24 protein-coding genes, 1 tRNA gene and 1 riboswitch are annotated in these 25745 nt (G+C 43.4%); of the genes, 8 read left to right on the forward strand and 17 right to left on the reverse strand.

The annotated features are described in order from the left end of the window. Window positions 1-289 precede the first annotated feature (289 nt). Window positions 290-601 (reverse strand): MGMT family protein, encoded by a 312-nt coding sequence (locus ACQCV8_RS00005; RefSeq protein WP_426842491.1) that lies wholly within the window; start codon window positions 599-601, stop codon window positions 290-292. A 219-nt stretch (window positions 602-820) separates the two neighbouring features. Then, window positions 821-921, forward strand: a riboswitch (TPP riboswitch). A gap of 99 nt (window positions 922-1020) precedes the next feature. On the opposite strand from ACQCV8_RS00005, the gene thiT reads away from it, so the two are divergent. Then, window positions 1021-1608 carry an energy-coupled thiamine transporter ThiT gene (thiT, locus tag ACQCV8_RS00010; RefSeq protein WP_426842492.1) on the forward strand — a complete coding sequence of 196 codons (588 nt, stop codon included), beginning with the start codon at window positions 1021-1023 and terminating at the stop codon, window positions 1606-1608. Here thiT and ACQCV8_RS00015 read toward each other — a convergent pair. Continuing rightward, window positions 1603-2232 carry a class D sortase gene (locus tag ACQCV8_RS00015; RefSeq protein ID WP_426842493.1) on the reverse strand — a complete coding sequence of 210 codons (630 nt, stop codon included), beginning with the start codon at window positions 2230-2232 and terminating at the stop codon, window positions 1603-1605. The genes thiT and ACQCV8_RS00015 overlap by 6 nt on opposite strands. 11 nt (window positions 2233-2243) lie before the next feature. Beyond that, the gene (locus tag ACQCV8_RS00020) at window positions 2244-3425 is read right to left on the reverse strand and encodes a processed acidic surface protein (RefSeq protein WP_426842494.1); all 1182 of its coding nucleotides are present in this window, start codon (window positions 3423-3425) and stop codon (window positions 2244-2246) included. Between the two features lie 159 nt (window positions 3426-3584). On the opposite strand from ACQCV8_RS00020, the gene ACQCV8_RS00025 reads away from it, so the two are divergent. Next, complete coding sequence (locus ACQCV8_RS00025) at window positions 3585-3776, forward strand: hypothetical protein (RefSeq protein WP_426842495.1); 192 nt, start codon at window positions 3585-3587, stop codon at window positions 3774-3776. 68 nt (window positions 3777-3844) lie between these two features. On the opposite strand, the gene ACQCV8_RS00030 is transcribed toward ACQCV8_RS00025, so the two are convergent. Next, window positions 3845-4378 (reverse strand): N-acetyltransferase family protein, encoded by a 534-nt coding sequence (locus ACQCV8_RS00030; RefSeq protein ID WP_426842496.1) that lies wholly within the window; start codon window positions 4376-4378, stop codon window positions 3845-3847. Window positions 4379-4406: 28 nt separating this feature from the next. Continuing rightward, the gene (locus tag ACQCV8_RS00035) at window positions 4407-5339 is read right to left on the reverse strand and encodes a DMT family transporter (protein WP_426842497.1); all 933 of its coding nucleotides are present in this window, start codon (window positions 5337-5339) and stop codon (window positions 4407-4409) included. Window positions 5340-5460: 121 nt separating this feature from the next. On the opposite strand from ACQCV8_RS00035, the gene ACQCV8_RS00040 reads away from it, so the two are divergent. Further along, window positions 5461-7080 carry an AMP-binding protein gene (locus ACQCV8_RS00040; RefSeq protein ID WP_426842498.1) on the forward strand — a complete coding sequence of 540 codons (1620 nt, stop codon included), beginning with the start codon at window positions 5461-5463 and terminating at the stop codon, window positions 7078-7080. A 70-nt stretch (window positions 7081-7150) separates the two neighbouring features. Continuing rightward, on the forward strand, window positions 7151-7645 hold the full coding sequence (locus tag ACQCV8_RS00045) for a DinB family protein (RefSeq protein WP_426842499.1): 495 nt from the start codon (window positions 7151-7153) through the stop codon (window positions 7643-7645). Window positions 7646-7683: 38 nt separating this feature from the next. On the opposite strand, the gene ACQCV8_RS00050 is transcribed toward ACQCV8_RS00045, so the two are convergent. Beyond that, window positions 7684-8025: a hypothetical protein gene (locus ACQCV8_RS00050; RefSeq protein ID WP_426842500.1), complete on the reverse strand. Its 342-nt coding sequence runs from the start codon at window positions 8023-8025 to the stop codon at window positions 7684-7686. Window positions 8026-8288: 263 nt separating this feature from the next. On the opposite strand from ACQCV8_RS00050, the gene ACQCV8_RS00055 reads away from it, so the two are divergent. After that, window positions 8289-8361: transfer RNA gene (locus ACQCV8_RS00055), tRNA-Ala, on the forward strand. A 107-nt stretch (window positions 8362-8468) separates the two neighbouring features. On the opposite strand, the gene ACQCV8_RS00060 is transcribed toward ACQCV8_RS00055, so the two are convergent. Both ACQCV8_RS00060 and ACQCV8_RS00065 read right to left on the reverse strand, forming a co-directional pair. Continuing rightward, window positions 8469-9149 carry a hypothetical protein gene (locus ACQCV8_RS00060; RefSeq protein ID WP_426842501.1) on the reverse strand — a complete coding sequence of 227 codons (681 nt, stop codon included), beginning with the start codon at window positions 9147-9149 and terminating at the stop codon, window positions 8469-8471. 317 nt (window positions 9150-9466) lie between these two features. Beyond that, window positions 9467-9880, reverse strand: a complete 414-nt coding sequence (locus tag ACQCV8_RS00065; RefSeq protein ID WP_426842502.1) for a hypothetical protein — start codon at window positions 9878-9880, stop codon at window positions 9467-9469. Window positions 9881-10114: 234 nt separating this feature from the next. Between ACQCV8_RS00065 and ACQCV8_RS00070 the strand changes: the two genes are divergently transcribed. Both ACQCV8_RS00070 and ACQCV8_RS00075 read left to right on the forward strand, forming a co-directional pair. Continuing rightward, complete coding sequence (locus ACQCV8_RS00070) at window positions 10115-11041, forward strand: NAD(P)/FAD-dependent oxidoreductase (RefSeq protein ID WP_426842503.1); 927 nt, start codon at window positions 10115-10117, stop codon at window positions 11039-11041. Between the two features lie 237 nt (window positions 11042-11278). After that, window positions 11279-13672: a penicillin acylase family protein gene (locus ACQCV8_RS00075; RefSeq protein ID WP_426842504.1), complete on the forward strand. Its 2394-nt coding sequence runs from the start codon at window positions 11279-11281 to the stop codon at window positions 13670-13672. A 312-nt stretch (window positions 13673-13984) separates the two neighbouring features. Here the strand turns inward: ACQCV8_RS00075 and ACQCV8_RS00080 are convergent, their stop codons facing one another. Together ACQCV8_RS00080 and ACQCV8_RS00085 are read right to left on the reverse strand one after the other, a co-directional pair. After that, the gene (locus tag ACQCV8_RS00080; RefSeq protein ID WP_426842505.1) at window positions 13985-14380 is read right to left on the reverse strand and encodes a VOC family protein; all 396 of its coding nucleotides are present in this window, start codon (window positions 14378-14380) and stop codon (window positions 13985-13987) included. 62 nt (window positions 14381-14442) lie between these two features. Then, window positions 14443-15300 (reverse strand): DUF3298 and DUF4163 domain-containing protein, encoded by an 858-nt coding sequence (locus tag ACQCV8_RS00085; RefSeq protein ID WP_426842506.1) that lies wholly within the window; start codon window positions 15298-15300, stop codon window positions 14443-14445. 156 nt (window positions 15301-15456) lie between these two features. On the opposite strand from ACQCV8_RS00085, the gene ACQCV8_RS00090 reads away from it, so the two are divergent. Then, window positions 15457-17508, forward strand: a complete 2052-nt coding sequence (locus ACQCV8_RS00090; RefSeq protein ID WP_426842507.1) for a molybdopterin-dependent oxidoreductase — start codon at window positions 15457-15459, stop codon at window positions 17506-17508. Between the two features lie 125 nt (window positions 17509-17633). On the opposite strand, the gene ACQCV8_RS00095 is transcribed toward ACQCV8_RS00090, so the two are convergent. The 7 genes from ACQCV8_RS00095 to ACQCV8_RS00125 all read right to left on the reverse strand — a co-directional run bounded on the left by ACQCV8_RS00095 (window position 17634) and on the right by ACQCV8_RS00125 (window position 25497). Then, window positions 17634-17810: a hypothetical protein gene (locus tag ACQCV8_RS00095; RefSeq protein ID WP_426842508.1), complete on the reverse strand. Its 177-nt coding sequence runs from the start codon at window positions 17808-17810 to the stop codon at window positions 17634-17636. 135 nt (window positions 17811-17945) lie between these two features. Further along, entirely contained in the window at window positions 17946-18479 is a 534-nt protein-coding gene (locus ACQCV8_RS00100) for a DUF1641 domain-containing protein (protein ID WP_426842509.1), read from the reverse strand. After that, entirely contained in the window at window positions 18472-21453 is a 2982-nt protein-coding gene (gene fdhF, locus ACQCV8_RS00105; RefSeq protein ID WP_426842510.1) for a formate dehydrogenase subunit alpha, read from the reverse strand. The genes ACQCV8_RS00100 and fdhF overlap by 8 nt, the downstream gene beginning before the upstream one ends. Before the next feature lie 244 nt (window positions 21454-21697). Continuing rightward, window positions 21698-22510, reverse strand: coding sequence for a uroporphyrinogen-III synthase (locus ACQCV8_RS00110; protein WP_426842511.1), 813 nt, complete (start codon window positions 22508-22510; stop codon window positions 21698-21700). Between the two features lie 80 nt (window positions 22511-22590). Beyond that, window positions 22591-23082, reverse strand: coding sequence for an STAS domain-containing protein (locus ACQCV8_RS00115; protein ID WP_426842512.1), 492 nt, complete (start codon window positions 23080-23082; stop codon window positions 22591-22593). Between the two features lie 94 nt (window positions 23083-23176). Then, a complete protein-coding gene (locus tag ACQCV8_RS00120; protein WP_426842513.1) occupies window positions 23177-24661 on the reverse strand; it encodes a methyl-accepting chemotaxis protein in 1485 nt (494 codons plus the stop codon). Window positions 24662-24729: 68 nt separating this feature from the next. Continuing rightward, complete coding sequence (locus ACQCV8_RS00125; protein ID WP_426842514.1) at window positions 24730-25497, reverse strand: SDR family NAD(P)-dependent oxidoreductase; 768 nt, start codon at window positions 25495-25497, stop codon at window positions 24730-24732. Window positions 25498-25745: the final 248 nt, after the last annotated feature.

The following is a 25745-nucleotide window of genomic DNA, read 5'->3' on the forward strand; positions in this document are numbered from 1 at the left end:
ATGTATTAGGCACGCCGCCAGCGTTCGTCCTGAGCCAGGATCAAACTCTCCAAAAAGTAGTTTGACTAGCTCTTGTTTAAAACTTTAGAATTAACGTTGGCACTTCGATTTGTTTAGTTTTCAAAGATCATTTTTTACCCCGCTTCAATTAGCGGCTTAAATAATATAACATGCCGCCCTTTTGGAGTCAACATCTTTTTTAAAAGCAGTAAAAAGTGTTTCGCCTGCTTCAGCGACGAATATTAATATATCACTATATCTTGATTAGCACAATAGTTTTTCACAGGATTTAAGTGAAAGTTTGATGCTGATAATCTTTAAGCGAAATGATGTTGTTCCTGCTTATCCGGATTCCTTCTATAACTAATGCCGTTTTTTGATGCTGAAGTGTTTCTTTATCCTTAATAGATAGTTCTCCTTTATAGTTAACAACCCTGTGCCATGGAAGATTGTATTTTTTACTCATCGAATGCAAAATTCTAACCACCTGTCTTGCCCCGCGCGGACTTCCGGCAGCATAAGCAATTTGACCATATGTCATAACCTTTCCTGCAGGAATGCTTTTAATAATCCCGATAACTTTTTCAGTAAACGGCTCCATGATCATTCTCCTTTTGTCCCGATTCCAGTTCAAGATTTATCGAAGGAACTGTTTAAATTCCATCCTCTTTTACAGCAATTGTTCTGGAACCAGCCTTTGTTATTCCCCATTATCTTATCAAATTCAATTTTAATAAGAACAAGAGAATGAAAAGTTCTTGTAAAGTATTGTCGAATAGGCTTATTTAGTGTATATTGAAAATAATTAAATATTTCGGTATACGACCACAAGGGGAGCCTTTGGCTGAGAATGAACGTTCTGTTCTAGACCCTTTGAACCTGTTGGATAATGCTTGCGTAGGGATGTGGCTTGATCGTTTATTAAGTGATTAAAGCAGTGCGTGGAAACAAGTGAGCATTCCCCGCATTGCTTTTTTTATATTCTCCTTTTGGTCGGTGCCCTTATAAGGAGAGAAAAGAATGAGAAATGAAAAATTGTTATTTATGACAGAAGCCGCGGTATTAACCGCTGCAGCTTTAATCCTTGACCTTTTATCGGGCTTTTTTATCAAGATGCCTCAAGGGGGATCCCTCTCACTGGGAATGATTCCGGTATTTTTAATGTCTTTTAGATGGGGATTAAAAGGCGGGCTTTTGACAGGCTTGCTGACAGGAATTCTCCAGCCTGTTTTGAGCACACTCTATTACGTTCACCCTGTCCAGGTCATTCTGGACTATCCCCTGCCGTTTATGCTGGTAGGAATGAGCGGACTTTTTGCCGGGTGGGTGCACAATTCCCTCAAAAATGGCAAATGGAATAATTTAATTGCCGTAATGGCTGCAGCATTGTTTGGTTCTGTTCTTCGGGCAGTCTCACATATCATTTCAGGAGTTTTCTTTTTCGGCTCCCTCGCGCCTGAAGGAGTTCCAGTTATGTGGTATTCAATCGGATATTCAGCTTCCTGGATGGTCCCTTCCTGGATTTTGGGCGGTCTATCTGTATGGCTCATTGTTCAAAATTCACCCAGTCTGATCAAACCTTCCGATAAAAAATCCGCCAGCCTATAAGGCTCGCGGATTTTCTTTGTCTACAAGATTTGCGATCAGCACATATCTTTCCGGGGCAGAACCGATAAAATTGAAAGGATAGCAGGTTGAAACGGTTAACGTTGCTCTGGGCTTCGGCACAATAACCGTCCGATCATCTTCATCAACAATCCGGACTCTCCGCACTTTGTAAGTGAATTTCCCTGCACTTGTTTCTATAATGAGCAAATCTCCTTCACCCACTTTGCCCAGCTCCCTGAAGACCGTATCGCGGTGACCCGATAATACGGTATTATCTTTTTCACCCGGCAGTACAGATTGCGCAAAATGCCCTACTCCCTTTTCGAGCTCGTCTTCATCGGTACCATGATAGATTGGCAAAACGGCATGCAGCTTGGGAATCGTCAATTCACCCATTTTTTCGCCAATTTTCGGCCTTTTTTCATATAACTGATTCTTCACTTTTTCTTTTTCTTCCGCTTGAGCCGGCTCCGCTCTAACGATGTTGTATTCTGTTTTTTGCTGTTCATAAAAGAAAAAAGCTTTTGCCAGTTTAAACGCATTGGATCCCGAGATAAACAGTCCTGAGGCGATTAAAATACCTGCGGCAGTAAAAAGAAGAAGCCACCGCTTCTTCTTTAACAATATCCTTAATTTCATCGGTTTGCTGGACGCAGCTTTCTGACTGCAAAGATTCCCGCAGCAGCCATTAAAAGTCCGGCAATCAGCCAGTTAGCTGAAGGAGTGGCAGTTTCCGGCATTTTAGCGCCTTTAACTGTAGAAACCGCCGGGCCAGCTTTAGCAGGATTATTTTTGGCGTCTGCTACCGTTTGAGCCGTTTCTTTTATGTCCTGGCCCGTTTCAGCTATTAAATCAGATCCAATCATTTCTGCTGTCAGCAGCAAATCAAGAATGAGGCGATTCTCTTTATCGTATAGTTCCACTAATAGATCCGACCCGTCAACATCTTCCAGGTTCATCATCATTTCCAGAGCCAATTCTTTTTGGATGCCATCTTTTACAAGATAGTACTTCGCCTGCAATTCAAGCAGGTCCATCATTTCCCCATAGATTGAGATCATTTCACGGAGCTGATCTTCCGTTATTTCATCAACGCTTTCGAATTCGCCTATTGCCAGCATGCGATCAGCAAGCTCTACTAATTCAATGTCGAGGTTCGGATTGTTTTCGTATAATTTCTCAAAATGAGCTCCCAGGCGTTCATCCTCTTCCTCAGTCAGACTAAGCTCATTAAAGGCCTCTTCAAAGCCAGTTTCAAATTCTGGCATAGAGTTATAGATTGCTTCATCAAGTTCTTCAATAGAAGCATAATCTTCGATGCGGATATCCTGTTCTATTAAATAATCATCAAATTCTTTACGGGATTCAAACCAGTAGCTTTCCCATAGTTCCTGCAATGATTCATCGTTAATTTCAACAGGAAATTCTCCAGCTATATAGAGAGAATCTATCAATAAATTTTCAAACAGGAACGTATCAGTAATCGTTTCCTCTTCAAATAAGTCTCCGTTTTCAACGAGAAGATTTGTCGCTTTTTCTATAGTAAGCCCCATCTCTGCCAATATATCAGAGAGACTTTTTTGAACATCTATTCTTGCACCCAAATAGCTTTCCAATTCTTCTGCATTCTCAAAATCAGAAAGGCTTAAGCCTTCATAATCTTCCAGATACAGCTCCAAACCCTCCTGGGACAACTCCACTCTCTCTAAATACGCTTGAAACCTTTCGCTTCCTGCATCAACTTTATCTGCAGCCATTGCCGTATGCGCTGCAAAAAGCTGAAGCAGAACAAAACATGCCGCGAAATATTTTTTCACCGCAGTATCCCCCTGTAATCTATTTGTAATAAATTGATTATAGTCCGAAAAATTTGTCATGTATAGTGTAATATTTTTAAAATTACTTTTTGCGTTCTATTTAATCTTAGGAATGAATCTAATAGAGCAGAAGAAAAAATCAGCGGGGGGGACGTTCGGATGAGCTTAACCTTTTATTTTATGCTTGGAAGTTTTATATTATCGATTTTTCATTTTTTATACAGTTATAAAGAGGCCATTCGTTTAGGCAACGAGGAAGGTCCCGTTTTTGGTTGGGCATTAGTATTTAATGTTCCGCTTGCATTCCTGTTTGCGATTCTTGCAAATCTTTTTCATCAGCAGTTAAATTAATCCTTCTATCAGCTGAAGCCCTTTATTCTATCCAATTGAAAAGGGCCCTGCCGGAGCAGGTCCCTTTTTTATGAGCGTTTTCCCTGCAGAAGCATGGATTTAAGGCGTTCGATATCTTTCCAGCCAAAAGCATATTCAACATGTTCTTTCTTACCTATTGAAAATGTTTCTTCTGCAATCAATTCAGGAAAATAGGATTCATAGAAACCCCTTGCCGGATTATCGCTAATCACCCACACCAGCACTGACTGATGCCCCATTTGAATGAGATCGTCAATTGAGTTTAACAGCAGAGCACTGCCGATTCCTTTGCGCTGAACCTCCTCGTAAAGATATATTGCGTAAATCTCACTGTCAAACCCGTGTTTTTCAGAACGCTCTTTTCCGTAGCTCGAAAATCCGACAATCCGGCCATCTTCGTCCTCCGCTAGAATCAGCTGGTTTAAATCAGCCTGAGCCCATTGTTTCTCTTTTTCTTCATATGTAAGTGAACGAAGATAGTCAGAGTCTACAATTTCCCTATAAGTGGACCGCCAGCTGTCAACATGAACTTTCGCAATCGCTTTAATATCTTCCTCGGCTGCTTTTCTGATCTTAAACACATGACTTCCCCCTGATTAATCAAATTCTTTACTTTTCTATACCCGATTTCTTTCCTGATTCATCCATATTGCTTGAGTGAGAAGTTTTTATTCTTACATCTCCGGCAATAAAAAGAATAATTCCGGTGATGATCACTATACTCCCGGCTGCCTGAGTCCAAAAAATATTTTCATTCAGAATAAAATAAGCCAGGATGATCGCTCCTGCAGGCTCAAAAAGAATAGCCATCGAAATTGTATTCGTACTGGTCCACTTCAGGGCCCAATTAAACAGGGAATGACCAAGCAAATTCGGAAACACTGCAAGCATTAGAAGCATCAACAGATTTTCCCCATTCCCCGGATTAAGATTGTAGGAAAAAAGCAGGCAATAGACGAGCAAAGCGGCGGCGCTTATTCCATAAACAAGCGTTGTATACAAAATTAGTGTATGGCGCTTCCTTACATCCTGGCCAACTAGCAAATAAGCCGTCACCATAAAGCAGGCGGCCAAAGCCAATATATCACCGGCCAACGCCCATCCGCTGATTTGGAAATCCCCCCAGCTTATAATCGCACTTCCCCCAATTGCCAAAGCAGCACTCAAAACCGCTTGCCGCGAAACCCTTTCCCCAAATAGGAAGTAAGTTCCTGCAAAAGCAAACAGCGGCTGCAGTGTTACAAGGACAACTGAGCTTGCAACAGAGGTCAGCGCCAAGGACTCAAACCACAAAATAAAGTGGAAGGCCAGAAAAACTCCAGCAAGTGAAATATACAGCCAATCTTTTCTTGTCATGGTACGCAAACCTGCTCCTCTAGTAAATAAAAAAAACGGAAGCATAAGCAGAACCGAAAACAGCATCCGATAGAATGCCGTAACCGGCGGCGGTGTAGTCGTTAATTTAACCATAACCGCAGATGCCGATACCGAAACCACTCCAATAAGTAGAGCGATATATGAATAGGTCTTATGCTTATTCATGCTGGTCGTCTTCCTCCTATTACCTATCCTGAAAAGGGCGAGAATTGTAGAAAGATAGTTTTTAAAATATTCTGTTAATATTGTATAATGAAAGCGTCATCTTTTAATAAAAGGAGGTCCTATGAAACCATTAAAGCAACTGACGATCGGAGAAATGTTTTCTGAAACGGTTAGAGAGTATAAAGACTGTGATGCGATTGTGTATTCAAAAGAGGAGGTCCGCTATACCTACCAGGAATTTTACGGGGAAACAGCAAAAATTGCAAAAGCTCTTATGGGCCTTGGGATTAAAAAGGGAGATCACGTCGCTGTATGGGCAACAAATGTCCCAGAATGGCTCCTCCTGCAATTTGCCACTGCAAGAATGGGTGCTGTACTCGTCACGGTGAATACGAGCTACCAAGAGCACGAACTTGAATACTTGATGAAGCAATCGGATTCAAAAGCCCTCTTCCTTATTGATGGCTTCAAAGGGACCTCCTATACCGATATGCTGCAATCTATAATGAGTACCCCCGGCCATCCACTCACTAAGCTTAAACATGTCATTTACATAGGCAGCGGACCCGGCCCTGAAGGAATGTCCGGATGGAATGAATTTTTAATGCAGGCCGCCGGCGTATCTGATGAAGAGCTGGAAATGAGAGAAAAGGATCTTAATCAGCACGACGTCATTAATATGCAGTATACCTCTGGAACGACAGGATTTCCGAAAGGGGTCATGCTTACCCATCACAATATAGTAAACAATGCATACCTCGTTGCAAGCGCCATGAATCTCACCAGTCAGGATCGTCTTTGTATACCGGTTCCCTTCTTCCATTGCTTCGGTTGTGTGCTTAGTACAATGGCTGCCGTCACTGTGGGAGCGGCGATGGTTCCAATTGTGGAATTCAGTCCGGATTTAGTCCTTGAAACCGTGGAAAGGGAACGCTGCACCGGCCTGCAGGGAGTTCCAACAATGTTTATTTCCGAGCTTTCGCTGGATTCATTTCCTTCCTATGATTTGTCCTCCCTCCGGACCGGGATTATGGAAGGCTCCCCCTGCCCGGTCGAAGTGATGAAAAAAGTGATAGATCAAATGGGCATGAAGGAAATTACAATCTGCTATGGGCAAACCGAATCTTCACCAGTGATTACCCAAACAACAGTTACTGATTCAATCGAACGCAAAGTTGAAACAGTCGGCAGGCCCCATCCCCATGTAGAAGTGAAGATCATTAATCCGGTAACAGGGGAGGAATCGCCGCTTTTTGAGCAAGGAGAACTTTGTACGAGAGGATATTTGGTAATGAAGGGCTACTATAACATGCCCGATGCCACAAATGATGCGATTGATGGAGAGGGCTGGCTTCATACGGGCGACCTGGCAACGATGGATGAGGAAGGTTATATCAAAATTACCGGCAGGCTGAAAGATATGATCATCAGAGGCGGAGAGAACATTTACCCGCGTGAGATTGAAGAATTTTTATATAAGCACCCTGACATTATAGATGTACAGGTCATTGGGGTTCCTGATAAAAAATACGGAGAAAGGACCGCTGCCTGTATTCGTTTAAGAAGCGGAGCCTCTTTATCTGCAGATGAGATCCGAACGTATTGCCAAGGCAAGATCGCTTTTTATAAAATTCCGGAGTACTGTTTTTTTATGAACGAATACCCTATGACAGCCTCAGGAAAAATTCAAAAGTTCAAGCTGCGTGAGCAGGCATTGGTCTGGATTAAAGAAAAAGTTTAGGTGAGTTTCGGAAAGCGACTTCCTATTTCAGGTTTGATATGATGAAGGGGAAAAAGAGGAGGAATCCGCCATGTTTGAACATATGCAGAAAGTACGAGAAGAATTGCTCAACACTTTAAATGCGGTTACAGATGAACAATTCAATGAAAAGCCAGCATCAGATCAATGGAGCATTGGACAAGTGGTTGATCATCTTCAAAAAATGGAAAATATCGTATTGAAAAACCTGAAAGAATCCATTCCTGACGCTGAAGAAAAAGTCGTTGAGGAAAAGCAGCTCGAGATTGTAACCGATCGGTCGCGTAAAGTACCTGCTCCAGATTATGTGGCTCCAAGGTCTGCACCCATTGACCGTGTTGAAACCATAACCGCCCTCGAGGAAGCAAGACGTGATTTGACTCAGTTTACAGAGCTTCTGAAGGAAGATTTTGATCTGACAAAAAGAGCATTAAAGCATCCAGTACTCGGTGAGCTTTCTGTAAAGCAGTGGATTGAATTTGTAGGGTACCACGAAAAACGCCATCTGCTGCAAATTCAGGAAGTTAAAGAAAGCATAAGTGCCTAAATGGTAAAAGCAGCCATCCCTTTGGATCCGGCTGCTTTTCATTGCTTAATCAGTTTAACGTCACCGGTTGTCCTGTTTACCGAATAAGAAAGTTCCTGTTCGCCGGAGGCAGTATTTCCCCCTTCTATCCAAGAGGCACGGCAAATATACTCCTCAGCCGTCTCCAGCAAAAACTCAGCACCCGCTTCTTCTTTTCCCCCGCGCTCAAGAGAATCCACAACAAGCAGGAGCGCCTCATCTTTTGTTACTTCATGGTCAGCGAGGACCTCTTCCTGCAATGGCGACTTAAATCCTGCTGCAGTGATCAATTCTTCTCCAAAAAATTCATAAAACATAAACAGTGCAAGCCCTAATCCGAGAATTGCCTGTGCCGCTTTCATCCTTTCAGCCTCCCGCTCTTCTTCCTACTATTATTATCGGTCCTCAAAGCTGTCGAATAAAGGGGTTTTATGTAAATATAATGTAAATTATCAGGTCTTTTTACACTCGTAAAGGACTATTAGCATTTTGCCTTATTCTAATTGTTCCGTGGGCATCCCCTTTATGAAGCAAAGCTAATTCAAAATAACTTTTAAAAATGTTATTGACTTTTCCTGAAAAATCGTTATGATTTATATTATGCGCTAAAGCATAAAAATATTACGGGGCATTAGCTCAGCTGGGAGAGCGCTACACTGGCAGTGTAGAGGTCAGCGGTTCGAGCCCGCTATGCTCCATCCTTATAAACAAAAACCCTTTTATAGAAAAGGGTTTTTGTTTTTTTATTCTCCATTTCGGCTCCAGACTAATGTTATCCAAGGTAAAGCATCCTGCCGCTGAAAGATTAATTCTTTTCTTTAATGGCAGTAAGCAGATCAATTAAAAGACTTGTCTTCTCTTGTTTTACACTCGTACCGGCCTCTGGCAGGTTGACAAAAGTGAATTCCACAAAATAGTTGTTTGTAAAACATTGCTGCAGCACGTCACATCCGCCAAATACAGAAGTAATAAAGCGATTAAATCCGGTGAGCTGCACATTTTCACAATTTATTTCGTAATCACCAATTTCATCTGCTGAACAAAGCAGAACGTTGTCTACACAAATCTTTCCTTCGCAGCACATATGGCTTCGATTGTCCTGGTTCGTATAAAATGGCTCACATTGGTTCAAAGAAGAAGAGTCTACTTCCCCTCCGCAGTCTCCTTGAATTACAGTACTGATTACGTAAGGGATACAGCCCACCACACGCAATTGGTTAAATTCTACTTCAACGTTCCCGCATCCCTCAACGAAAACATTTCTTACACAAGTTTCGTTCAGTACTCTTAACTGGTTTAAGTTGTATGCCAGCCGTTCTGGGCCGATTACTGCGAAACCTTCCGGGATTTGTTTTCTGCAGCAGTCAGCGGCGATTAGGTTTATGGCACCGCACGGAGAATCCGCCGGAGCATGATTAACTTGTCCATTTTGTAACTCATTGTATTCTTTATATGAAAGCTTTTTAGCTTCTGATATATTAACCACTCCCAGTCATTGAAAATCAATCTGATAAAAGCATGAACCATAACCAGCTCTTACATCTTAACGGTTATGCAATATATCGTATGTTCATCAATGAGAAGTGACTGGACAAAGAGAAGGTGTGATTAACACAATTTTTTAACTCCTGACTGGTTCAATACCAGCTACCGTAGTCGAATTTCAGATATCATGACAGTTCCGCCATATGGTAGAGAGGTGCAGCCAGGAACACTCTTCTGAATGGTCTTTACGAAGCTGCCTTTTTCAACGTTTCATCCGCTTCCTACCTAGCTCACGTCCTCGTATCCAAAAATCTGTTCCTACTGCCTCTTCAATAAGAACCTTGGGGCAGGAAGAGACTCTTGTTCAGCTTCAAAATAAGCAAGCTTCCCGGGAATACTGGATACAATCGCAGGCATTCCCATCCCGACAGCCTTATGAAGTGCGGTTGATAGCGGCAGCTCCTTGCCATCAATCTCTTCATCCCAGGAAATCACATAGCAGGAGGCTCCGGCTCCATGCTGCTTCAATAATTTTGCTATATCCGCCGGGTCTGAATTTGGTTTCGGTATTTCTATTAAAAATTCCTCACGAAGAGTGGTTCTGTAAGAATGGCAAAGCCGGTCCAAAGCATCTTGGCGTTTTTTTGCTGATGCCAATTCGAATGTGACCCTGCTTTGAACTCTTTTCGTAAAAAATGCTCTTACGATGGTTTCTTCTAGTTTTTTATTCACTCTTCGTCCCTCTTTTCAATATCTGCTGAAACAATTGATTCCATTTCATATACCGATTAGTTCCGCATGATCCACTATCTTAAAAGTAGTTTATAGGATCAATCGGTTTGATGGCAATAAGAAATCCTGCTGTTTAAAGGGCTTGGAAGCTGCCATCATTTCCAGTAAATGTTTCATTTTAAATAAAAAGGAAAAGATTAAAACTAGCAAGAGCTTTGGATTGGAGGAGAATACATGGCAACCAGAAAAGTCGATGTTTTAATAGCCGGCGGGGGCCCTTCAGGACTTAGTGCGGCTTTGGTTCTTGGACGGGCCAGGCGGTCTGTTTTGCTGATTGATGACGAAAAGCCGAGAAATGCTGTCGTCAGGCAATCACATGGATTTCTTACTAGAGATGGAATCGAACCGATGAAGCTAAGACAGCTTGCCAGGGAGCAAATCTCTCAATATGATTATGTGCACTTTGAACAGGATTGTGTGGAATCCATTGAAAAAGCGGGAAAACTGTTCCTTGCCTCCACTAGGAGCGGTCTAGCTGTATATAGCAGAAAGGTTATTATCGCAACAGGGATGAAGGATGACCTGCCTGATATTCCAGGACTTGCCGATGCCTACGGCAAATCCATTTTTATGTGTCCTTACTGTGACGGGTATGAGCTTCAAAGCAGACCTATGGCAGTATTTGGACAGGGGGAAAATTTAGTTAAGTTTGCATCCGTCATTTGGAATTGGAGTAAGGATTTAATCGTTTTTACAAATGGTGATGACCATCTTTCTGCCAATCAAAAAAAAGAACTGGATGAGCACGGTATCCGTATAATAGAAACAGCCATTGCCGGACTTATGTCTGAAAAAGGCATGTTAAAATCCGTTGTTCTGAAGAATGGAGAGGAAATTCAACGTGAGTTTGGTTTTATAAAGAACTCCGGCCAGCACCAGTCTGCCCGCCTCCCCGATCAGCTCGGCATCCGCTTAAAGAATAATGGAGGCTATGAAACCCTTCGCCACGGCTTAACCGAAGCAGCAGGCCTTTTAGTTATCGGTGATGCTAAAAATGCCTTTACCTCTCTCATAGGTGCAGCAGGAGAAGGGTATGAAGCGGGAGTAGCTTTAAATGATGATATGATTCAGGAAGATTGGGAGAAATCAGTCAAGCCCTAAAATGAGCAGGATGAAACACCGCCATACATCCCCCATGAGGAAAGCATTAGGTTTCACGCCCATGAGAATGAATTCCAGCTGCTTTTATGTGATTTACAACCGCTCAATCTGAACGTGATTGTCGCTTTTCCTCCAAAATCCTTATTTTTTTGATTTTTCTGTTAAATAATTCGTGCTATCCAGTCCCTTTTCCTATATAAATGAACTATAGACCTATAGATCAAGGGGGAAAAGGGGATGGAACCAACAATTCAGCCTGAGTTTAGAAAGAGAGCGGCGAGAAAAAAAGCGTTACTTATCACCAGTTTCATTTTAGTCTTCACACTCATCACAGCCGGGATTTTTGTAAACGTTTACACAAAATCAAGCCTGCCAGTTGTAGCGGGAGAAATTACAATTCCCGGTTTATTAAAAGAAACGTCTGTCACTCGTGATGAGCAGGGAGTTCCGCATATAAAAGCGGAAAGTGATCAGGATTTATATATAACTCAAGGGTATGTGCAGGCCCAGGACCGTCTTTTTCAGATGGATTTAAGCAGAAGACAGGCCTCGGGCCGATTGAGCGAAGTCGTCGGTGAAGCCACGGTGAACCGGGACAAATTTTTCAGGACACTGGGTTTGAGGCGGGCTGCTGAAGCCTCGCTTTCTGCCTATGATGCTGAATCACTAAAAGTGCTGCAGTGGTTTGCAGATGGAGTCAACACGTATATAAAGGATGCACAAAAAGAAGGGAAGCTGCCTTTGGAGTTTACTCTTTTAGGATATGAGCCTGAAGAGTGGACACCGCTTGACTCTCTGACAATAGGAAAATATATGGCCTTTGACCTTGGCGGACACTGGGAGGATCAGGCCTTCCGTTACTGGGCAGCCGAGCATCTGACTAAAGAAGAAGCCACGGAGCTTTATCCAAGCTATCCTAAAGACGCTCCAACGATCCTGGCCGCCTATAAGGATCTGGAGATCAATATAGAAGAAAGTCTAGCGCACGCGGTGCTGCCCCGGGAATTTAACGGGAGCAACAACTGGGTAGTGAGCGGAAAGAAGACCACAACAGGCAAGCCGCTGCTCGCAGATGATCCCCACCTCGGTCTTGCCACCCCGTCCATTTGGTATCAAATGCACTTAACCTCTCCTTCCCAAAATGTGAGCGGCGTCATTTTTGCTGGAGTTCCGGGAATCATTCTCGGACATAACGAAAAGATAGCCTGGGGGGTAACGAATACAGGCCCGGATGTCCAGGATCTATATATCGAGAAGCGGAATCCTGATAATCCCGAGGAATTTCTTTACAACGGCAGCTATGAAAAAGCGGAAATTATCGATGAACCCATCGCTGTAAAAGGCGGGGAAACCATTCTTTATACAGTGACTGAAACAAGACATGGTCCGGTTATGTCTGAATTCTCGCTCGATCAGAAAAAGGATACCGTCCTTGCGATGAAATGGACGGCTTTAATGCCGAGCACGGAGCTGCAGGCTGTTCTTGAAATGAACCGTTCAAAAGATTGGGGCGAATTTGAAAAGGCTTTGGAAGACTTTCATGTTCCCACTCAGAACTTTGTGTTTGCCAGTGAAGACGGAACGATCGCTTATAAAGCAAACGGGAAAATTCCAATCCGGAAAAAAGGGGACGGTCTCCTGCCTGTGCCAGGGTGGACGGATGAATATGAATGGACTGGATTTATCCCATGGGATAAGCTTCCGCGCAGTGTCAATCCCGATGAAGGATTTTTAGCGACGGCCAATAATAAGGTCATTGACGACAGCTATCCTTACCATATCAGCCATCAATGGGCACAGCCCTACCGTTATAAAAGAATTGAAGAGTTTTTAACGAGCAAGGATGAGCTTTCTGCAGAGGATATGAAAGAGCTGCAAATGGATCAGAAAAACCTCTATGCTGCAGAATTCGTTCCTGAATTCCTTACTGTCCTAAAAAAGCAGAACCTGACTGCTGAAGAAAAAGAAGCTCTCGCTGTTTTAGAAGAGTGGAATTATGAGGACAACAAGGATTTTGCAGCTCCACTCATTTTTCATCTGTGGATGAAGGAACTGCCCAAGCACCTTTTCAGTGAGAAAATCCCTAAAGAAATGAATGAATTATTCCGTGGAAAACAGCAAGCAACAGATGAACTGCTCCGGAAAGCTTTAAATGGTGAAAAGTCTGTATGGATTGAAAATAAAGGCGGTTTGGAGCAAGTGCTTCAGCATACGCTGAAAAAAGTAATGGCTGATGTAAGGGATCGCTACGGGGATGAACGCTCCGGATGGAAATGGGGAAACTATCACCGCGTATACTTTGCTCACCCCCTATCATCGGCTTCACCTGTTCTGCAATGGGTGTTTAACAGTCAAAAGCCGATTCCAGCCGGGGGCAGCCAGGTAACGGTAAAGGCAGCAGCCTATAAAGCAGATGGAACTGTCGATCACGGAGCACCATGGCGCTTTGTGGCTGATTTGTCTGACCTCTCGAAGGCTTATCACAGCAATAGCCCGGGCCAGTCTGGTCATTTTAGAAGCGAATGGTACAGCAATCAGCTGAGAAATTGGACAGAAGGCATGTATCACGAGACAAAGATGAACCTTGATGCGGCGAATGGAGATGTTCTTATTCTTTTGCCCGGCAAGTGAGCTTTAACTGAAAAGCTGACGTATCGGCAAGTGGTGAGTCCGGTTCAAAGATTAACAGGCCTGCTCTATCTGCCCAGGCGCTGGCTCTGCTAAAGCACTGAAGCTCCGGCACTCATTTGCACAAGTCCTGCCCTGATAAGGCTTAGTATAGGTATTGCCCATATCCCGCCCGAAGAAGATGTAAATTATGCTCAGAGCAGTGCTCTGAGCATTAATTGTTCCGTATATTTTCATGCGTCTCCGGAGTCTCGCTCTGCCAATAGAGCAGGAGCAGTGACTGCACAGACACCCGTCCAATGCATCGCAGCCGCTTTAACAATTACAAATCATCATTACATTCCCATCTGGATCCTTTATATGAAACCAGGCTGTTCCTCCAGCCCATTCTAGATCTCTCACTTTTTCTATTCCAAGCCCCTGAATAAAGGTAAGCGCAGCTTCTATATCGGGGGCGTAGAAGTTGAAGATTGAGTTTGTGCCTGGATTATGTACGAAGTGCGGGTCAAAGCTGTGATCATCCAAAGTCAGAGACGTGGTTCCGGCAACAGGAATATTGTATACAGGGGATCGTACTGTTTCTAAATCAATTTTTAGTCCAAGCAGCTCAGCGTACCATTGAACTGATTTTTTCAGATTCGCTGGACAAATACTCCGTTCATCTGGTTGTGGACAGGTTTCGTGTGATTCATTTTTCACAGCTCCTCTCATCTCTATCTCCTATTCCACAGGCAAGTCATAATCCCCTGCTGAGCAGGGGATTTCAGCCATTCTTATTGATAGACGGATAGAGGTACAGACACTTCCGGCATTCCCCCTGCATAGGCAGCGATCTCATATTGCTGAAAAATAAGTGTTAAACCGTTCTCCTCAAATGTCCAGGCTCTGTCATTGCTGATCTCGATGTCTTTTAATGTATCCTTGAAAATCATTGAATTTTCTTCCTCAGATTGAGCGGTTAACTCTTCCACCGCGTAGTTTTTAACTGCTTCCTTTTTGTTTTGAATAACATCCAGAAGCTTAAACGCGGATCCATCTTTTACATTAAAATTCATCGTTTTGGCTATGGTGCTTCCGTGCGCCCCGCCTTCGTACTGGTAGTCATAGGAGATGATGCTGAGCAAATGATTTTTGTTAAAGGATACCTTGTATGTGGTTTTAAATTCATATGGGGTCCATTCATATGGTTTCCCATCTTTTTCCCAGTCTTCTTTATGCTTCTCTTCTTTCTGCATCAATTTTAGATACTGCAGGCTGTTTTCCTTTGCCTCCGCAAGCAGCTGTCCGTTAATGGCTTTCTCCGCTTCCCGGCTGCTCAAACCGCTTACCTGTGCATACTCTACTGGCGTATCCTTATATGTGTGCTTGACTATTTTCACACCATTAGCCGTTTCATCTGAAGAGTTGGAGGATACCTGTCCCTTTCCAGCTGGATGAGAGGCGGCTGGAGTTTCGGCTGACGGATTGGCGGCTGGCGGCTCGTTTTCTGTTTTTGCTGCTGAAGCAGCTTTTGGTATGCTTTCTTTCTGCTTAAATGCTGCATCTGCCTCTGATGAAGATGCAGCGGCCTGACAGCCTGCTGCGCTAAAAGCTAAGCCTGCGGCCATGATTAGCGATGCTGCTTTATTCATGATTCCATCTCCTTTTTTTGGGTTGTGTTTAGCCATCAATTGTTTAACGGCAGAAATTTTCGTATTGTTGCTTTATATATGCATTTTGTTGTATTTGTAAAGAATATTCAAATTCTTTACAATGAAAAGAATAGCACGCTGCAGGGAGGACCAAATATGAAATCATATGTGCACCAGCCTGATGGAATTTTTAAATCTGTTTGTTCATTGGATTGCCCGGACCAGTGCGGACTTCTTGTGCATAAGGTGAACGGGAAAATTGCAAGGGTGACGGGAGACGGAGATCACCCAGTAACTCAGGGCAGCATTTGCAATAAGGTAAGGCATATGGCAGAGCGGCTTTACGATCCAAAACGGCTCATGTATCCGATAAAAAGGACGGGAGAAAAAGGAGAAGGCCGATTTGAGAGAATCAGCTGGAATGAGGCAATTGATACCATTCACTCCCGCTGGACAAGTCTCATTGAAGCAAATGGTCCCGAGAGCATCCTACCTTACAGCTTTTATGGGAACATGGGGCTTTTATCTTCGGAATCATTAGACCGCCGTTTTTTTCACAAGCTGGGGGCAAGCCTTTTAAACCGTTCGATATGTTCCGCAGCGGGTGCTGTCGGATATCACTATACAATGGGAGGCGGCTTCGGCATTGATCCTGAGAATACTGTTCATTCAAAACTCATCATTTTCTGGGGAATCAATGCGGTAAGTACCAATATGCATCAAATCACATTGGCGCAAAAAGCACGCAAAAAGGGTGCGAAAATTGTGGTGATCGATGTTCATAAAAATCAGACCGGCCGTATGGCAGATTGGTTTATCCCTATTCAGCCCGGGACGGACAGCGCACTGGCTCTGGCTATCATGCATGTGCTGTTTAAGGAGAATTTAACAGACCATGATTTTCTCGCCAAGTATACAGCTGGAAGTGAAGAACTGAAAAAACACGTGCTCTCATACGATCCTGTTACCGTCGCCCGCATAACCGGTATCCCTGCAGACGATATTCAAAGACTTGCTAGAATGTATGGAAAAACAACACCTTCCTTTATTCGGATCGGAAATGGCATTCAGCACCATGATAATGGCGGAATGAATGTCCGGACGATTGCCTGTCTTCCCGCTTTAACGGGCCAATGGCTGCATAAAGGCGGGGGTGCGATTAAAGGAAATTCCGGTTATTTGCAGCACAACAGCGCAGCGTTAATCCGAACGGATTTGCTCGAGAAGAAAAATACGAGGACGATTAACATGAATGAGATTGGATCTGCCTTATTGGAACTGGACCCGCCCATTCGCTCTCTTTTTGTTTATAACAGCAATCCGGCACTTGTCGCGCCTGAAAGCAACAAGGTAAGAAAAGGGCTGGCCCGGGAGAATTTGTTTACTGTTGTGCACGAGCTGTTTATGACGGAAACCGCCAAGTATGCGGACTTGGTTTTACCCGCATCCTCATCCTTTGAAAATACCGATTTCTATACTTCTTATTGGCACCACTATATGCAAATTCAGCATCCGGTGATTGATAAGTACGGGGAATCAAAGTCTAACGCTGAGGTCTTCCGGCTGCTCGCTGATGCATTTAATATGGATCCTTCTTTATTCCAGATCACAGAAAAAGAACTGATTCAGCAGGCAGTGGACCATTCAGAAAACCCCTGCTTGAAGGGAATCAGCTATGAACAGCTTGAGCAGCATCATTTTGTTAAAGCGGATGTAAAACCGCTTTTTCCCGGCAGACTTGAAACACCGAGCGGAAAAATCGAGCTGTACTCCAAACAGATGAAGAATGATGGGTTTCCAGCTTTGCCAGACTATACTCCTCTTGTACCAGAGGGTGATTGGCCGTTTTTATTTGTCCCGGGGCCGAATCATAACTTCTTGAACTCAACGTTCAGCCATTCGGTTAAGCATATGGCTTTAGAAAAGGAGCCGCGTCTTCACATGAATGAACAGGATGCAGAAAGAATGGGCATTTCTGAAGGTGATTCTGTCCGTATATGGAATCACAGGGGTGAGTGTGAGCTCACTGCTTCGATTGGACAAAGTGTGCTTCCGGGTGTATTAGTGAGCCAGGGATTATGGGCGGACGTTCCCGGTACGAAGCATCTCGTTAATTCGTTAACGCCTGACCGGCTTGCGGATATGGGCGGTGGCGCCGTATTTTTCTCTGGAAGAGTCAATGCCGAAAAAATCAAGGCGTCGGAATAATCGAATGCTTTTTGACCTTGAAAAGCATGAAATCAAAGCGCTTCTCTAAAACCCGGGCAGGTAGAATGGCATCTAAAAAACAAAAACAGGCAGCCGACTTCTGAGCTGTCTGTTTTGAAACACCCTTATTCAGGTTTCTGAAGTTCTTCCTCGAAAAAGAATGTACTTGGTTTCTCATTCACAATATACGAATACTTCTTCATATGTTTAACATATTGGGATTTCGCAATTGTAACGGTCTCTCTTGTTTTTTTTATGATTGCCTTTTCTCCGGTGTGAAACTGGCTGTTCGAGTTTTTCAAAAGGACACTCCCTCTCTAATTTCATTATATCATATAAAATGCGCTGCCATTCTATACGCAGGCGGGAGGATTTTACCAGAATACGCAGCTGTAAAAAGACAGACACTTTAAGAGTGCCTGTCTTTCATGCGCAGACTACCTGTTCTTGATCTCAGCGCGTTCATCAGACTCTTGGCCGGTATTTTTTTCTTTGGGCCCGGTTTCTTCTCCTACACCTTTTAACAAAGTCAGCATGAGCGTTATCGCCCGATTGACTTCAGGGTCTCTTAACGATTTAAGAAGTTCGAACAGGCCGGTTTTCTTGTCTGTATCTTTTTGTTCGGCTACTCTCTCTATCCCGCGGTTCATTTTCAGCAGAATTGGTTCGAGCTCTTTAACATTGATTGTGCCCAGCATGCCCACCATTAACAGAAGATTACGCAGGGCATTCGTGTTTTCTTCTTTGTCTGTTGCCTTTACGAAGACGTTCAAAACTTTGTCGCCCTGTCCGACCAATCCGTTCAGAAGCGGTAGAATTCCCTTATCCTCCATGTGGCGCATTAACTTTAGCGATTCAAGAATGGCAGACTTGTTATCGACTAAAGCTTCCTGCATCTCCATCAATTCCTTTTTCCGTTTCTCCTCTTCGCTCAGTTCAAGTTTTTTAATCTTATTGATTGCATTAGCCATTGGATTTGCGCCCCTTTCTTACTGCGTCTCCAGGGAAAACATAATCTTTTCTTGCCCACTTTTTATGAACTTCTACCCCGGTTCTTGGCTGAGGATTCCCATTTCGGTGATTGACTTTAGGCAGCGGATCGACTCCATCCGCATTCAGTACCTCTAGTCTTGCCTTCACTTCTTTATAAGCAGGAGTATCGGTGTCCTTATCCGCATGGCTGCTTGTCAGGAAATTGATGGCTGCTTCTCCGTTGTCATTCATCGGAAGATAAACCTCCTTGCCGCGTACCCGGTCCGTTACATGAGCTTGTACCTTAACATGGCCGTATGGTGATACCAGTCTGACAACCGCGCCTGTTCCAAACCCTTTTTCTTCAGCTAATGCTGCGGATACCTCTAAGAATGTTCTAGGTGTTTTGCTTGAAATGCCTTTAGATTTATAGGTCATATTCCCTTCATGGAAGTGTTCAAGCAAACGGCCATTGTTTACATGGACGTCATATTCCGGATCATAGGTGAGCGGCTGAGTCCACTCGACCGGAACCAGTCTCGCTTTTCCATCCGGAAACGGAAACCCATCTGTGAACAGCAGCGGAGTATCTTTCCCATCAGGCTCAACAGGCCACTGAAGACTTTTGTAACCTTCAAGGCGTTCATAGGTTACACCCGCGAAGAGCGGAGCAAGCTGCGCAGCCTCTGCCATAATTTCACTTGGATGGCTGTAGCTCCAATCTGCTCCAAGCCTGTTTGCAATTTCCGTGATGATTTGCCAGTCCGGCTTAGAATCACCAAGAGGTTCAAGTACTTGATAAAGCCGCTGAATTCTGCGCTCCGTATTTGTAAATGTACCCTCTTTTTCAAGGCTGGGGCTTGCCGGAAGAACAACATCCGCAAACTGCGCCGTGCGGGTGAAAAAGACATCCTGAACAACAAAGAATTCCAGCTTGTTATACGCCTCATGCACATAATTGATATTAGAGTCCACGACGCCCATATCTTCGCCTTTTAAATACATAGCTTTTAATTTTTGATCATGAATGGCCGCGATCATTTCATGGTTATTCAATCCTGGTTCAGCTGGAATTTCCGCTCCCCAGGCTTGTGCATATTTTTTACGTACCGCAGGATCTGTTACCTTTTCATAGCTTGGAAAACGATCAGGCATGCTTCCGAAGTCACTGGCTCCCTGGACATTATTATGTCCGCGCAGCGGATAGGCTCCTGCACCTGGCTTTCCGTAATTCCCCGTAACGAGAAGGAGATTGGAAATAGCGGTACTTGTATCGCTTCCTCCAAGATGCTGCGTTACCCCCATTGCCCATAAAGCACAAACTGTTTTAGCTTCATGAATCATTGTCGCTGTTGTAATTAAATCTTCTTTTTCAATACCGGTTACTTCTGAAGCATACTCCATTGTATAAGGCTCCAGCGTTTTTACATAATCCTCCAGACCGTTCACTTTATCTTCAAGGAATGTGTTGTCAGCCCAGCCATGGTCTACGATGTATTTTGTAACCGCTGATAGCCAGACAATATCTGTACCCGGATTCGGTTTTATGAATAAATCCGATCTTTCTGCCATTTCGTGCTTCCTTAAGTCCGCTACGATTAATTTCTGCTCGTTCAACTTGTGAGACCGCTTTACCCGTGTAGCAAGTACAGGGTGGGATTCTGATGTATTGGATCCAATAACTAGCACAAGCTCAGATCTTTCAATATCTTTGATGCCCCCTGCGTCTCCTCCATGCCCGACTGTTCTAAACAGGCCCATCGTTGCAGGGGTCTGGCAATATCTTGAGCAATTATCGATGTTATTCGTTCCAATAACCCCTCTTCCAAGCTTTTGCATTAAATAGGACTCTTCATTTGTACACTTGGAGGAGCTGATAAAGCTTAGTGCATCCGGACCATGATCATTTTTAATGGATGTGAATTTTTCTGCGATCAGGTTTAGTGCCTCTCCCCATTCTGCTTCGCGGAAGCTGTCGCCTTCCCTGATCAGCGGTTTAGTCAGCCGCTCTTCGCTGTTTACGAAATCCCAGCCGAATTTCCCTTTCACACATGTAGAGATCCCGTTGGCAGGGGCTTCAGCCTGAGGTTCTACCTTCAGAATATCCCGTCCCTTTGTCCATACGTCGAAACTGCATCCGACTCCGCAATATGTACAAACCGTTTTGGTCTTTTTGATTCTTTCCTCCCTCATGGAGGCCTCCATATCAGAAATGGTTAAGATTGATCCGTATCCGGTTTCCACATTTTTAGTGATTTCAATCATTGGACGGAGTGTCTCTTTATCAATGCCGGTCATATATCCGGCTTCGCCTTCCATCCCATTTTCCATCATTGCATTACACGGGCATACAGTGGAACAGTGGCCGCAGGAAACACAGGAGGATTCATTGATGGGCACATCATTGTCCCAAATGACACGGGGCTTTTCTCTCTCCCAGTCAATGGTAAGCGTTTCTGTAACCTGAACATTCTGACATGCCTCCACGCAGCGACCGCATAGGATGCACTGGTCTGGATCATACCGGTAAAAAGGGTGGGAATTGTCTACTGGATAGGGTTTTTGGCCAAAGGGGGTGCTTTGATGATTAATTTTCATTTCTTTAACTGTGTTATGTACCTCGCATCCGCCGTTGTTGTAGTCGCATACGGTACAGTACAATTCGTGGTTGGTTAAAATTTTATCCATTGCGATCACTTGTGCTTCTTTCACTTCTTTTAATTCGGTGTCCACCTGATCTCCTTCTTTAATAACCGTTGAACAGGAACGCACAAACTCACCGTTTACTTTTACAATGCACGTATCGCAAGTTTCGATGGCACCTAAACTCGGGTGGTAGCATACATTTGGCACTTCGACTGAGGATTCGGACAAGAGGGTAAGTACGGATTGGTTTTTGGCAGCTTTTGCTTCTTTTCCATTAATCTTTACTGTGAAGGTATCGGTCAATTTTTCCTCTTCCTCTCTATACATATACTATAAAACTTGCTATCTTTTTCCTTTCCCCAGTTTTGTGAAGATAAACAGGAATAAGAAAATTGGTATAGGTCTTTTATATTCAGCTGCCTGCAGATAGCTGACTTGAACTGATTGCCCAGGCCAGTTCCATCAACTATTAAACCTTCTGCAGTGACGTTCCTTCCCGAAACTAAAAAAACAGTCCTAAGACTGTTTAGATAATTTACTCTAGTAAACGCATGACTTGATCATTAAAGAATCATAAAAGGCTCTCTTCATAATAGTTTCCCAGCTCCACAATCGCGCTTCCCATTCTTTCAAGCTCCGGCACTACAAGGCGGGTAATGCCTGTTTCTTGTAAAGTCTGTGCTGTTACTTTCCCGACAGCCAAAGCCACGACATCTGTTGAAAAAGCATGGATCACCTTTTCTTCAACGCCTTTTACACGGGCAAATTCCATAAGAAATTTACCCTGCGGCTTGCTTGTAAAGAAAACAGCTTCTACTTTTCTCTCGAGTATTTCATGAATGAGTTTTTCCATTATTTTTTCGTCTGGAGATGTATGAAGGTATGGCTGGATTTCGCAGCACTCTGCTTTATTTGAATGAAAGAAACCGGTCAATTCCGGTGCCTGTTCACCATGAAGCTGCAGAGCTGCTTTCTTCCCCTCGAAATGATGTTTTTTTAGTTCTCTCAATAACCCTGCATTGCTGCCATCATCATCTCTGACCGCAGCCTCGAGGTCCAGTTTTTTTAGAAACTGGGCTGTTTTGTACCCTCTGATTCCTATGGACATTCTTTTTAAAGCAGATAGATACCCATCTTTTTCGCCTATTTCATCCGCCTTCTTTAATATTGCGTCCGCTCCCATTCCTGTCGTGAAAATAATCCAGTCAAAATGACCGCTCATGATTTTCCTCACATCACGTTCCAGCTGTTCATCGTTCAAAAACACAGTGCCTTGAGCCGGACGGTGAAGAAATGTTCCCCCATGGTTTTCAATTAATTTCCTGATTTCCTCTGCTTTTCTTTGTCCTGCGAATACAATTCGTTTATCTTGAAGTTTTTTCATATCAAACCCCTTACGTTTTATTCTCTGAGGATTTTTCAGCCGGACCTGCTGCCCTCGCAGCAAAGTATATGACTCAAAGCTTATGTATGGTCGGCTTTTTGAAAAATCATTCCTTTTTCCTTCATTAAAAATTGGAGAGCCGTTCTGAAGCTTGAGAATGTTTTCATTTCCTTTAGAATATCCAATCTTGATTCTACTAAAATTTTAGTAACAGCAGGGGTAAATCCTACATAAAGAACCTGCACCCCCATTAGCTTTAGAGCAGCTGTTAAGTTTTCCATACACTTTTGAAATTGGACGAGATCCGGAATCTCTTTTTTTGATATGGCCGTAAAATCAATAACGGCCGTATTCACATTATGGCCGAATGTATAATCCATGATTTTTACAATCATGGCCTCAAACCGTTCTGCATATAGAATACCGTTGAAGGGGATTAAAATTGTTTCAGGGACGATTGACGGTATGATCGGGGCAGACAAATCCTTTATCAGCTGCTCGCATTCATCGACTTTTTGATTCAGCATCTTGATCTCTTCATTAAGCATTTCTATTTTCACATTGTCGCTCATAATGATCCCCGCACTTCTCTGAGTATGATTGTTATTGTCTATTCTATCATCTTTTTCATACCAGGCAAAAAGGAGCCCAGATGGACTCCTTTTTTTAATGGTTTTTATTTGAATTCATGATTTCCTGCGCTTTCAGGGACGTTTCTTTCATTAAGTTTGATATTTTCTTATTGTCATCCGTCAAGGTTTCTACAGCTGCGTTCATCTCTTCCAGCCCGGCACTTGCTTCTTCAATGATTGCAGCAAGCTCTGCAGTTGATTTTTCCACCTCAGAACTATTACCCACTACCTGGCTGTAAACTGCGCCTGTATGAAGAAAATTCTCATTCATTTTGATGATCATATCTTTCATTGTGGAAAAATACTGGACCACTTTATCTGAAGACCCGAGTACACCGGCGATTTTCTTTTCGCTTTCTTCCATTTTATTCAAGGTCTGGACATTGTCCTCATTTACCTGCAGCAGGTTGTCCGTTATGTTTTCTGCTGTATGGTTCGTCATTTCTGCGAGCTTTCGTATCTCTTCTGCCACGACTGAAAATCCTTTTCCAGCCTCACCGGCACGTGCTGCTTCAATGGAGGCATTCAGCGCCAGCAGATTTGTCTGCTCGGAAATCTGCTTTATGCTGTTAGAGAAGGTGTTGGTTTCTTTAACCTTTTCACTGAGTACATGGAAGGAACGATTTAAATCCGAGATCGTTTCCTGAATTTCTTTTACATCTTTAGTGAAATAAGCGACAGTATCTTCACCCTCTACCGTGACCGTTTCTGTTTTTCCCGCTTCTTTTCGCAACTCTTCCATTTGAGCACTTAGCTTGTTGATCATTTCGTGGGAGACTGATGTGTTTTGTGAGATATTTGTGATTTGCTCAGTCTGCTGATAGCTGCCTGATGCAATCTCATTCAGCCCAGCCTTCATATCGCTTTGAGCATTCAGGTTGCTCTGGATTCTTTCACTGGCTTCAGAAACACTGATTAAAATTTGCTGCATATTCTCTTTTAGCCTGTCGCTTTTATTCTTTTCTTCAGCTGCCCGAGCTTCTGTATCGAGAACAAGCTGACTGATCATCCCGGCTTGTTTTTTATTCAAGTGAATTAAAACTCCGAGCAGCAGACCGGAGAGGACGTAAGCTAATAGGATCGTAATAAGGTTAGCCTGAATGGATTCTGCTTCCTTCACCCCGAACAGGGCAGTCAGAATAATCGTTGTGAATCCAAGAGAGTATCCAATGGCAAAAATAAGCCGGTGGAAATGAACGACGGCAAAAATGGCAAGAAAGAAGGTGACAACAATGACAGTCCAGCCCCCGCCCGTAAAGTAGATACCTGCCATCGTAAACACATTGACTAAAATAACACTAATGAAAGGAAACAGGATGAATTTTTTGAGGGTTTTCTGGCATACGATGTAAACAGCTGTAAAGGAAATCAATTCTGCTGCAAAGAGGATGATGGTTTCTGTTTCATTCGCCCCAATTGATTTTACTAAAGCAAGAACTAGCGAGATAGCGAAAGCAATGTACATCAGTGTATTTTTCTTTTTAAAATCGGCTTCAATCATTTGCTGTACAGTTAACATGGTGAAGACTCCTTTTAATTTAATTTGCAAGAGACAAGCAGCTTTCATGCTGCTTGTCCCCGATTCTGCTATGGTCTGATATCTGATTTAAAGCTTGAAAATCCATCATCCGCCATGACAACCGACCCATTTAATGACCGCGCTTCATCTGTTGCAAGGAACGCGACGATAGCGGCTATTTCTTCCGGTTCAATCAGCTTTCTCGTCAGCTGCTGCTTTTCCATGTATTCAAGAAGTCCTGCATCCCGGTATCCTTGTACAATTTTTGTATTAACGGCAGCAGGTCCCACTCCGACGACCCGGATTCCGTAAGGTGCAAGCTCCAGAGCGCCATGCTTAGTCAGCATCACAACGGCTCCCTTTGCAGCCTGATATCCCGCAATGCCAAGAGTGCCGACGAAACCAAACACGGACGCATTATTGATAATGACTCCGCCTGTTCCCAATTCTTTCATTTTCCTCGCTGCAGCAAGCATCCCGTAAAAGACACCATGCTGATTCACATCCACAACTTTATGATAATCCTCCGGTGAGTGATCCAGAAACGGTTTGTTCATTCCAATGCCGGCGTTATTGAACATCACATCAACAGAGCCGTATGTCTCAACGGCAAAGCTGACGAGTGCTTCCACTTCTTCAAATTTTGTTACATCTGTTTTGGTGAAGCGAGCCTCTCCGCCATTTGCTGTGATTTCCTTCACAACCGCCTCACCAAGATCTGTGTTTAAGTCTGAGACAACCACCTTAGAGCCTTCGCTGGCTAAACGGATAGCCGTTTCTTTTCCAATTCCTTCAGCACCGCCTGTAACGATGCTCACTTTACCTTTTAATCTCATACTGGTTTGCCCCCTAATATAATTGCTACACCTATTAAATCGGCTGTAATTCAGAATTCTGAACATAGATTAAGAAAATTAGTATTTTAAAGTATTAACTTTTTTCCTAAAACATTGCCAGCTTTGCTTATTCATTTAAAAAGCGGGAGTTTCCTGAAACGGAAAAGACGGTGAGACTTCCAAGCAGGAGGGTGCGGATAAAAATCCTTATTCTGATAGAACATTCACCATGATTCCTTTATAATTGA

This window comes from Metabacillus sp. 84 (assembly GCF_050107715.1).
Classification (GTDB): Bacteria; Bacillota; Bacilli; order Bacillales; family Bacillaceae; genus Metabacillus_B.